The 10,543-nt window shown below is 67.2% G+C and carries 9 protein-coding genes and 1 pseudogene; 6 read left to right on the top strand and 4 right to left on the bottom strand.

Features of this window, described 5'->3' with window-relative positions:
* Window positions 1-250, top strand: a pseudogene (locus GKQ77_RS01420) (ATP-grasp domain-containing protein); the annotation flags it as partial.
* Window positions 251-364: 114 nt separating this feature from the next.
* On the opposite strand, the gene GKQ77_RS01415 reads toward GKQ77_RS01420, so the two are convergent.
* Window positions 365-1,789 carry an ATP-grasp domain-containing protein gene (locus GKQ77_RS01415; RefSeq protein WP_219686730.1) on the bottom strand — a complete coding sequence of 475 codons (1,425 nt, stop codon included), beginning with the start codon at window positions 1,787-1,789 and terminating at the stop codon, window positions 365-367.
* Window positions 1,790-2,580: 791 nt separating this feature from the next.
* On the opposite strand from GKQ77_RS01415, the gene GKQ77_RS01410 reads away from it, so the two are divergent.
* The 5 genes from GKQ77_RS01410 (at window position 2,581) to GKQ77_RS01390 (ending at window position 6,510) form a co-directional block, all read left to right on the top strand.
* Window positions 2,581-3,960, top strand: coding sequence for a hypothetical protein (locus tag GKQ77_RS01410; RefSeq protein WP_219686729.1), 1,380 nt, complete (start codon window positions 2,581-2,583; stop codon window positions 3,958-3,960).
* 11 nt (window positions 3,961-3,971) lie between these two features.
* Entirely contained in the window at window positions 3,972-4,286 is a 315-nt protein-coding gene (locus GKQ77_RS34040; RefSeq protein WP_219686728.1) for a Rieske 2Fe-2S domain-containing protein, read from the top strand.
* The gene (locus tag GKQ77_RS01400; RefSeq protein ID WP_219686727.1) at window positions 4,283-4,543 is read left to right on the top strand and encodes a ferredoxin family protein; all 261 of its coding nucleotides are present in this window, start codon (window positions 4,283-4,285) and stop codon (window positions 4,541-4,543) included. Before GKQ77_RS34040 ends, GKQ77_RS01400 begins: the two co-directional genes overlap by 4 nt.
* Window positions 4,540-5,109 carry a cupin domain-containing protein gene (locus tag GKQ77_RS01395; protein ID WP_308117509.1) on the top strand — a complete coding sequence of 190 codons (570 nt, stop codon included), beginning with the start codon at window positions 4,540-4,542 and terminating at the stop codon, window positions 5,107-5,109. The genes GKQ77_RS01400 and GKQ77_RS01395 overlap by 4 nt, the downstream gene beginning before the upstream one ends.
* Before the next feature lie 141 nt (window positions 5,110-5,250).
* Entirely contained in the window at window positions 5,251-6,510 is a 1,260-nt protein-coding gene (locus GKQ77_RS01390) for an ATP-grasp domain-containing protein (protein WP_219686726.1), read from the top strand.
* A gap of 57 nt (window positions 6,511-6,567) precedes the next feature.
* Here the strand turns inward: GKQ77_RS01390 and GKQ77_RS01385 are convergent, their stop codons facing one another.
* The 3 genes from GKQ77_RS01385 to GKQ77_RS01375 are packed head-to-tail and all read right to left on the bottom strand — an operon-like array spanning window position 6,568 to window position 10,543.
* Window positions 6,568-7,917, bottom strand: coding sequence for an aldehyde dehydrogenase family protein (locus GKQ77_RS01385; RefSeq protein WP_219686725.1), 1,350 nt, complete (start codon window positions 7,915-7,917; stop codon window positions 6,568-6,570).
* Window positions 7,914-9,275, bottom strand: a complete 1,362-nt coding sequence (locus GKQ77_RS01380) for an APC family permease (protein ID WP_308117508.1) — start codon at window positions 9,273-9,275, stop codon at window positions 7,914-7,916. The genes GKQ77_RS01385 and GKQ77_RS01380 overlap by 4 nt, the downstream gene beginning before the upstream one ends.
* Window positions 9,276-9,319: 44 nt before the next feature.
* Window positions 9,320-10,543 carry an NAD(P)/FAD-dependent oxidoreductase gene (locus GKQ77_RS01375; RefSeq protein ID WP_308117507.1) on the bottom strand — a complete coding sequence of 408 codons (1,224 nt, stop codon included), beginning with the start codon at window positions 10,541-10,543 and terminating at the stop codon, window positions 9,320-9,322.

Below are 10,543 nucleotides of genomic sequence, written 5' to 3'. Positions count from 1 at the left end.
TGCCGAGTTCGTCCTGCCGCCCCAGGGGAGGCTGGTGGCTGTGCGCGGGTGGGAAGAGGTCACGAGCCACCCCGCGGTACTCGCGGCTCACCTCGATTGCCGTCCCGGGGACCATCTTCCGCCCCCGACGGACTCCTATACGCGGCCTGCTGTTTTCGTCGTCGGCGGGGACACCCTGGCGGAGGTCGATGCGCTGGCCGGGGACCTGGCCTCGCACGTGTCCTTCGATGTGACCGACGATAAGAAGTAGCCGGCGAAGGCATCCTCATAGTCATGGTCGGGCCCGGCACCACACGGCCGATGCGCCACGTCATCCCCGTGGGCCCTTTCCCGTACAGCGCGTTGCAAGGTGCCGGGCCGATCGTCACTCGGTCTCGAAGACGAGTTGCGCTTTCAGGCTGTCCGCCAAGGCGTCGACGTCCTCGGCGGTGTCGCCACCGACGACGAACACGCCCGCACGCGTGAAGGAGTCCGCTGTGGGCGGGATGATGTCGCCGGGTGACACGGTGAGGTCGGCGTTGAGCACTGCCGGGTGAGCTGCGAGTTCGTCCCAGCCATGCACCGCCCGCAGCCTGCCGGTCGGTGGGAACAGGAACTGGACCCGGGCAGCGCGTGTGACGGGCGGGACCAGGCCGGGAGCGTTGCCGAGCAGATCGTCGAGGTGCATCCCGTAGAACTCGAGGCCGGGCCTGGTGTGTTCCACCAGTGCATGGATGAAGTCGCCCCCCGTGCGGATGTGGAATTCGCCCAGGACGACACCGTGCTCGGTGAGCCACAGCTCGACGTGGAAAGCGCCATGCGTGATTCCCGTCTCCGTCAGTGCGCGCGTCACGGTGTCACGGGCCGCCGATGCCGTCGCTTCGTCCAGCCCCGATGGCATGCGCTGGCTCGTGGAGATGAAGCCGCTGGTCACCTCCTTGCGGGTGAGCCCTAGTACGAGGGGTGCACCCTCGATGAAGACGCCTTCGGCGGAATACTCCGTCCCGCTCACGTGGGTCTCGACAAGGAATGGGGCGGTCTGCCGCAGTTCCTCGTCGGTGACGTGGGCCTGGTCCGAGGTGGGTTCCGCCGCCTGATTCTGCGGGACCTCCTCCACAAGGGACGCGCTGGACGCCTGCGCCACGGCCGCCGACAGGTCCTCGGGCTCCCGGACCAGGCAGACGCCGATGCTGGCCAGGCCGTCGCGAGGCTTGACCACCCATGGGCCAGGAGCCGTCCGCTCGACGAAGCGTCGGGCCTCCTCAAGGCCATGGCACACGGCCGACTCCGGTTGTGGGAAGCCCGCGTCGCGCAGCAGCTGCCGGCACCGGTCCTTGTAGCGGATACCTCTCACCGCTTCGGGGTCGTTGCCCGGCAGGCCGAGCTCCCGTGCGATCTCCGCGACGGGCAGCACGGAGAGTTCCGCGATGGTGACAACGGCGTCGAACCCCGTCCGGCCGGTCGCCCAGGCCCGACATGCCTGCGGGTCCTGTACGTCGAGAGCCACCGTTTCGTCGAAGACCGCTCGCTCCTGCGGTGTGGCCTGGGCCAGCTTCGTCGCGGTGTCCGCGCCTACCAGACGCAGGTCGCGGCGACGGGCTTGTCCGCTCAGCCGCTCCATCTGGTCCCGCCCCCAAGATGGCATCCCTGATGTTCCCAGAACAAGAATCGTTCCTTTCGCCACGGCGTCACCCTCAATCTTCCTGTGTACCGACTCATGGTCCGAATCAGAATCCAGCAAGCAGGCCCGGAAATCCAGCAGCCCCGACGGGACGCCCAGCGACGACCGGATTTTGGCCGAAGTGACCATCGGAAGAAAGGCCGAGTGGCCCGTTTCGCCCGTCCTGGTAGGCGGCTGCTCACAGTTCGATTAATAGTGCGATCGACGAATGGCTGAAGGGTGGCCTTGACTGTCTTGAGATGACGTACGAGCCGCTTCCGGAGGTCGTCATCCGGATCGGCTGTCACGCCTGCCACACGTGACCGGAAACGGATACTTGCCAGTCGTCGCTCCGTTGACCGCCTTCTACGCGACTCCTACGCTGCGTTCGGCAGGAATCATTTCCTCGCTCAGGAATACCGCCTCCCCTCTTCCAGGACGTCGGCAGACAGGCGTGTGCGCAAGTCTGCCGACGTGCCGTGGACCGATGAAGGGCACGCGTAATGCTCCTGGAACTGCGCTCACGTCCGGAGTTCGATGAACAAGACGATGCGGATACGGCCGCCGTGGAGAGGGACCTCTACCGTCGACTCGACATGTTTTCCGGCGACGACGATGTCATCGTCGCTCTAGGGATCGCCGCTGCCGGGTACTGGAAACCCGAAAGCATCGAAGTGTCCATTGACAAGATCAGGAAACAATGGAAACCTCTCGATATCACATCCGAGGGAATTGCGAGGGAGGACTTCTCTCGCTTTCAACGGCTGTGGTACAGCTTCAAAATTCCGTACGCACACGCCTCCCTGGTCTGGTGGTGTCTGTTCTGTCGTGCCCTCGGCCGGGGTGACAGCGTCGACCGAGCGTTGCACCGCATGACCCGGTGGCTCGGGATGCTGGAACCTGGAGTCGATCCCCCCACTCTGGCCGCCCTTTCGCACGAAATGGGACTGCGGCACTCCAAGACCGTGCTGACCGAGGCCGAGACCACGGACGTCGACGCACTGGCGACTGCCGTTCATGCAGGCGCGCTCTTCCTTCCGGCCCCCCACACCCGCAACGATCTGTGGCGCGGACGGCGGGTCGCCGTAGGCGCGCTCGAGGCAGCCGCCCGACGCTCCTGGACGGAACTGCCAGGAGAAGAGCGGAACGAACTGCTCGCCACACTCGCGCGACGGGTCACCCAGGTGGAACGCATGCGCTTCCTGATGGACGAAACCGTGTTGGACAACCGCGGGGTGTCCGCAGTCGTCGCGAACTGCGCGGAGCAACCGGTGGCCGACTGGTCACCGGCCCGGTTGGCGCTCGTGACCCTCCTGCGATGCTGGCACGAGGCGGGGTTCGTCCTGCAGGAGATGAACCAGACCCTCGTGTCGTTCCCGGCGCTGGCCCTCTTCCTCACCCGCAAGGACGCGGCCTACGGCGAGGGGCTCCCCGACCAGGGCCCAGCCGATCTCCTGGACGGCGACCCGGTGCGCTACGCCCAGCACCTACGCGTGTTGCGACAGCGCGCGGAGGCCACGTACGAGCGGTGTCTGCACTTCGACGGCAGCAATTGGGAACGCCGCGAATTCCTCCTGCCACGCGCGATCTACCGGCGTAGGCAGCTGCTGCCCGAGGGACTCTGTGCCCACCTGTACGCGCAGACCGGCGCCGAACCGCCCTCGCGCGAGGGCACGGGCGAGGCCTGGGACGCGTTCCTTGAGCGGGCCCTGGAAGCGGGGAGCACTCCGACCCGGGTCATACAGGAGTGCGCGCACTGGGCTGCCAACGCCGAGGACCTGCCCGTCGACATCGCGGTCTTCACCGTCCCGCATGGAACGAAGCTGCAGCAGCCGTGGACGATGGAGTTCACCGACCTGTTCTGCTACACGGGCTTCCGCGATGGCTTCGACTGTGCCGCGTTCGGCATCACGGCCGGTCGCGTGGGCATGTACAACATCATCGCTCAGCGGATGCGCTACAACGCGGTGAAGAAGGCGCAGAACTATGCGCCCGTCATGCGCTTCGCCCCGCAGGGCTTCAACCTCCCCGACATCGCCATCGCCGAGGACGCCAACCACGGAGGACACGCGGCGTCCGGGATACGGCTGGCCTGCCGGCTCCCCCTCACCGTCCACCACCGCGGCAAGGACTGGAACGGCCTCGGCGATGTGCGCCTCAATCGATGCCTCTACCGCCCGGAGAACCGTTTCCGGCCACGGGACATGGTCCTGGGCCACCGCTACACGCAGTGGGCCAAGGGAATCGCGGACGCCACCTACCGCAGGGACCTGACCTTCGACGCCAAGTGGACCGGCAAGGTCACCGACCTGACGCCGTAACGGAGGACTCGATGACCGACACCGTCCGAACCGGCCCGCGGACCGGCCAGAACACTTTCCCGGTCCGCGTCGCCGACCGTACTGTCCACGTGCCAGCGCGCTGTCCGCACCGTGGCGCGCCGCTGACCGAGGGCACCGTCACCGGAAGTCTACTGATCTGCCCCTGGCACGGGGCCACCTTCGATCTGCGCACCGGTAGCCGCCTCCGCGGGCCGGTATGCCCTGACCTCGAAGTCCTGGCTGGCGAAGAACCCCTTAGCACACCCGTCACGACGCCGCGACCGCGCAGTGACGACGCCATCGGCCCACGCGAGGAGTCCGCATGACGTACGTGATCACCCAGCCCTGCGTCGACATCAAGGACGGGGCCTGTGTCGACGTCTGCCCCGTCGACTGCATCGAGGGCGGCGAAAAGGACCGGCAACTGTTCATCGACCCCGAACGGTGCGTGGACTGCGACCTGTGTCTGACGGTCTGCCCCGTCGACGCCATCTATCCAGAGGCCGAAGTACCGCCGGAGTGGGAACACTTCACCCAGCTCAACGCCGACCACTTCGTCGACCGAGAGGCCGACGCATCGTGACCACCACCGAAAAGCCCGGCCAGGAGCACCTGTCGATCGTCCGCTGGGCCGAATCGGCGATCGGCAGCGACTCCACCTCCTTGCACATCCCGCATGGGGAACGGCCGGTACCCATGCACGGCGCCGATTCCACCGGGCTGAGCCTGGTCAGCAACGGCACTGTCGGCGCCGACGTGATCCGGCTACCGGCCGGCGCCGGATTTCCACCGCACACCCACCCCGGGCATCATCTGCTCGCGGTACTCGCAGGCCGGGGCACCATCACCTACAACGGCCGCGTCCACCCCACAGAGGCCGGCCAGATCTACCTCGTCGAGGGCTCGGTCACCCACGCGGTCGGCGCCGTGACGGACCACGTCATTCTGGCGATGGGGGCGCCCCACATGGCGGTCGACTCCGACAAGCGCATGGCGATCGTCACCTACGAGGAGGTACTCAGCGAGGTGGGCGACCTGCACTGCTTCCTGTGCGACACCAAGTCCGAGGTCCCGCAGTACCTGCACGATGTGGGCTGTCCGCACTGTCCCTGCCACACCTGCGCCGTGCACGGGCGGCTGATCGGCTGAAACCGGACTGCCACACCGCACGCTCTGATTCGCCCAGGGCGTGCGGTGCCGTGACCCGATATACCGTGCGTCCAGGCAGAAAGCCCTCTCCTCCTTCACCCCGTTCACCTCATCGATGCGTGGCCAGAGAAAGGAAGCGGCATGCCGGAGGCGACGCTGCTCGTGATGGGCAGCACCGCGAGCACCCCTTGGGGAAGGGATCAGATCCGCCGGCTGAGTACACAGGCGCGGCAGCGCGGACTCCGCCTCCTGGGCGCTGACACGCAGGACAATCTGGCCGCCGCCGGGAGCGAACAGCCCCCGATGGACGAGACGGTCTCTCTCGACGTGCACGACGTACGTGCCTGCCGTGCCTGGGCCGCGGACAACCGCGGCCGGATCGTCGCCGCGGCCACCATTCGCGAGCTGTCAGTGCTGCCGACGGCCTGGGTGGCGCGCGACCTCGGCCTCGTCGGCAACGACCCCGAGGCCGTGCTTCGTATCCGACGCAAGGACGAGTGCAGACAGCGCCTGCGACAGGCCGGCTTTCCGCAACCGCTCACCGCCGAGTGCCACGACGTGCGGGAGGCGGAGCGGTTCCTGCGCGAGACCGGCACCGGACCGTGGGTCGTCAAGCCCCGTGACGGGCTCGCGGGCATCGGCGTGACTGTCGTGAACGGGTCCGATGACCTGGCCGGCGCCGTAGCCAAGTTCGACACACTGCCCGCGGCGATGAAGCCCCTCGGTCGGCCGCACTCCTTCCTGGTTGAAACGTACGTGGAGGGGGACGAGTACTCTGCCGAGGGCGTCGTCACCGGCGGGAGACCACAAGTTCTGGCACTGACCCGCAAAGGCAAGGGCGAGGGATTCGTCGAAACGAGCCACCGGATGCCCGCAGGCCTTGACCCGGCGACCGACGCCGCCGCGCGTGAGGCCGTCGAGCGGGCGCTGACCACAGTCGGCATCACGCATGGCGTCTTTCACGTCGAATTCTGGGTCACCGCCTCGGGCATCGTCCTGGGCGAGCTGCACGATCGCGGCGGCGGCGACTTCATCCACGCGCTGGTGGAACACGTCCGCCCGGGTCTCACCCTGTACGGCATGCTGCTGGACGATCTGCTCGGCCGCCCCCCGCAGCCCGTTCCGCCCGCCACCCGCGCCGCATGCGCACAGTTCGTTCTCGCGCCACCGGGACGGCTGCGCTCGGTGCACGGGTGGGACGAGGTCGCCGCTCACCCATCGGTGATCGCGTCCCATCTCCAGCTCGCGGTCGGCGACACCGTGCCGGAGGCGGCGGACTCCTACACCCGTCCCGCCGTGTTCGTTGTCGGCACCGACAGTCCAAAGGACCTCGACGACCTCGTGTCCTCTCTCTCCGCCCGCGTCGTCTTCGAGACGGTCAAGCAGGAGGGTTCCGGGTAGTCCGGTACCCGGTGAAGGAAGAGCCCCTTTCACGTGAAAGGGGCTCTCCGAGGCGTGTTACGACGTGACGTCGACCATGATTGTCTTCGGCCGTTGATACTCCGTCAGCGCCAAGACGCTCATGTCCGTGCCGTGCCCCGAGCCCTTACGGCCGCCGTGTGGTAGCTCGGCCGTCTGCTCCAGGTGGCAGTTCACCCACACCTCACCGGCGTTCAGCGCGCGGGCGAGGCGCAGCGCCGGGGCGGACGCCTCGCCCCACACACTCGCGGCAAGAGCGTGCGGCACACCGTTGGCCGCGCTCAACAGCTCTTCAAGAGTGTCGAACGCTTGCACGGTGAGAGCGGGGCCGAAGATCTCCTCCGTGACCGCGGGGTCCTTCTCCGGGACATCGGCCAGAATGACCCCCGGGCGCCAATAGCCGCCCTCCTCGTTCGCGGCGACGTCCAATTCGCCGCTGTACCTGATGCCGGCGGCGCTGGAGCCGATGATGCCGTCGAAGCGTGCTGCCTGGTCCGGGTTGTTCAACGGTCCGAAGTCCTTCCCCGCCCGTTTGGCCGCCATCGCCTCGCTGAGGCCATCGACGGTACGTCCGTAGGATTCCCCGAGGGTCAGGACCCGGGCGGGAGAGGCGCAGCTCTGCCCCGCGTTGTAGGTGACGGCGGCGACGAGCTTCTCGTAGGTGTGAGCGGGCGCGTCGGGAAGGACGAGGACGGGGCAGTTGCCGCCGAGTTCCAGGCTGACCCGGCGAAGCCCCGCCTTGCGCAGGACGTCGAGGCCGCCAGCGCGGCTGCCGGTGAAGGCGATGCCGTCCACTCCGCTGTGGGCGGCGACCAACCGGCCCGTGTCCCGGTCACCTGGCACGGTCTGCAGCACCCCGTCGCCGAGGGCCTCCTGGGCGTGCCGACCCAGGAGCAGGGCGCTCTCGGGAGTGGTCTCGGCCGGCTTGAGCAGTACCGTGTTTCCGGCCGCGAGCGCCGGGGCGAAGCGCCATGTCGCCATCAGCAGCGGGTAGTTCCAGGGCACGATGGCGGCGACGATGCCCAGCGGCTCCCAGCGGACCCAGCTCTCGCGCCCGCGTAGCCTCGCGCCGCTACCGGGGGTGAGGTCGGTGCGGACGGCTCCCGCGAAGAACCGGATGAGGTCGACGCACTGCTCCACCTCTCCCCGTGCCTCGGTTTCCGGCTTGCCGGTCCCAGCCTGTTCAGCGCGTACGTACTCCTCAGCGGCCTGCTCGACCACAGTGGCGAGGTGTAACAGCTTGCGGGACCGCTCGCCTGTGGTGAGATTGGCCCACCATGGTGCGGCTACCTGCGCCGCGCTGATCGCATCGTCGATCCCCAATGCGTCAGTCGCCGCCACCATGAACCGTTCTCGACCGGTCCTCGGGTCTTTCAGGGTCTGCGTCATGAGGGTCGCTTTACCCCTCCCCGACTCCCTGCATTCTGCTTTTCCGACGTGAGTTCAGGAGGGTCGACGCGTAGCCCTCTGGTCAGTACACACAGGTACACAAGCCCCAGAACCAGCCAGGAAATTCCCAGCAGCAGGGCGGTCTGGTTCAGCCTGCTGAGCAGGTACAGATCTACCACTGCGCCTGCCAGCGGCAGTACGAGATGAGTGAAAGCTGTCTTCGTTCCTTCGCGGTAGTTGTGCCACCATGTGGCGATCACGCAGACATTGACCAGCGTGAACGCGAGAAAAGCCCCGAAGTTGATGAAGGAAGCTGCCGTCGTGAGAGACAGGAGTACGGCGAAGAGTCCGACCGCCATCACGAGTCCGAGATTGAACAACGGGGTGTGAAGTCGCGGATGAAGGTAGCCGAATACCCGGTGGGGCAGCACTCCGTCCCGCCCCATCGCGTACAGCAGCCGACTTGTGCCGGCTTGGATGGCCACACAGGATGCGAGACCTCCGACAATGATGACGGCGCTGACGAGATCGGCCAAATAAGTCGGACCGACCGTGGCCACCACCTCGTATCCGCCGGCGTCCTCGTTCTCGAACTCTCCTCCCGGGTGCAGCCACTGCATGAGCAGGCTGACGGCGCAGAAGACGGCACCCCCGACGAGCACGGTCAGGACGATGCCGCGCGGAATGTCACGGCGCGGCTCCCGCGCCTCCTCCCCGAGGGTGCTGAGGGCGTCGAAGCCGAGAAAGGCGTAGGCGGCCACGGCGGCGGCAGCTGCGCTGGTGCTCAGCGAACTCGCCTCGTTCCACAGGGCCCGGGAACCGGCTCCGGATGAGGCTTCGTCGAGCTGCAGCAGGCACGCCGTCACGAGTGCCAGCAGGCCCAGGGCGGTCAAGCCGAGAAGTACCTTGTTCACCTGGTCCGCGATCACGATGCCGAGCGCGTTCACCAGTGTCGTGGCCACGATCACGGCGACCAGCCAACCCCACATCGGGAGGAAGGTGAGCTGAGCGTGCATATAGGTCGCCTGAATCAGCCAGGCGACCATCGGCAGGAAGAAGTAATCGAGCAGCAGCACCCATCCGGCCAGAAAGCCGGACCGCGGACCGAGGGTGCGCCGGGCATAGGTGTAAACAGACCCGGACGTGGGGAACCGCCGGGCCAATTTTCCGTAGCTCAGCGCCGTCAAGGTCATGGCGACGGTGGCGATGAAGAACGCCATGGGAGCAGTGCCGTGGGACGCTGCGGAAATGACTCCGAAGATCGTGACGACTGTGGCCGGCGCCATGTACGCCAAGCCGAACACGGTGATCGACAAAAGGCCGAGCCGAGGAGAGAGACGACCGGAATCAGAAGACACATCCGTCCCCTTTTTCGCATACCTGATCAACGGTTCAAAGAATCTCACGGTACCGGAGCTGCCCCCGGCATCACGGACCTCAGCAGTTCCTCCGGCGAGGCGGACAGCTCATGCCCTCGCAACACATGGAGCACGGGCAATGCACCCACACTCGCTCCTACAAGAATCGCGCCGATCAGTGTCCTGCCATCACCGGCGAGCACCAGCTTGGAATAAGTGCCCGTCGAGTGGTCGTTCCAGCAAAACTCCATCGCGTCCCGCGTTTCGGCGTGCACATCACCGAATGCGGCCATGTCGACACCGGGAAGCTTGAGGCGAATAACGCTGTTCTCTCCACGGAAGCAAGCGTCCGAGGCGCCCAGTAACTGCCGTGCCACCGCTTCCGCCATCCGGTATCCGGGCGCCACCAGCCCGTAACAGCGCCCGTGGATCGCGGCGCACTCGCCTATGGCCCAGATTCTGTCGCTGCTTGTCCGGCACCGCTCGTCCACCAGGAACCCACCGCGGTCCGCGCGGATAGGTCCGGTGGCCGCGGCCAGTTCGTCACGAGGCCGGATGCCGGCGGTGAAGACGACCAGACAGGCCTCGACTTCGGTGCCGTCCGACAGCACCACCGCCGCCACCCGTCCGTCCGCCCCGGGTGTCACCTCCCGCACCCCGGTACCGCATCGCACGGTCATTCCCAGTGAGCGGACGCGGTGTACCAGGAGCCGGCCGGCGCCGTCGTCGGTGTGCGCCGGCAGCAGTCGGGGAGCCGTCTCGACGACGTACGGCACCATGCCGAGCAGACGCAGGGCGTTCGCGGCCTCCAGCCCCAGCAGACCACCGCCGACCACGACCCCGGCTCTGCCCGGACGGGCGGCTCTCCGGATCGCCTGTACGTCCTCCAGAGTGCGGTAAGTGAAGCACCCGGGAAAGTCATGGCCGGGAACAGCCGGCACCCATGGCCGGGACCCCGTGGCGAGGACCAGCGCGTCATAACCCACCTTCGTCCCGTCGGCACAGGTGACGGTGTGTGCGGCCGGGTCGCAGGCCACCACTTCCGTGCTCAGCCGCAGATCTGTCCACGGGGCCTCCCTCGTGCGGGGCCCGGGCAGGAGCAACTCCGTGGAGCTGGTGCCCTCGAAGCAGGACGACAGATTGACTCTGTCGTAGGCGGGGTGGGGCTCGTCCGTCAGCACCGTCACTCGCCGATGCCGCACCCGCTCCCCGTCCCGGATCCTGTCGATCAGGCGGTGGCCGACCGGACCGTGGCCGACGACGACCAC

It is taken from the genome of Streptomyces anatolicus (genome assembly GCF_019400875.1).
Classification (GTDB): domain Bacteria; phylum Actinomycetota; class Actinomycetes; order Streptomycetales; family Streptomycetaceae; genus Streptomyces; species Streptomyces anatolicus.
This window is presented reverse-complemented; position numbering and strand designations above follow the sequence as displayed.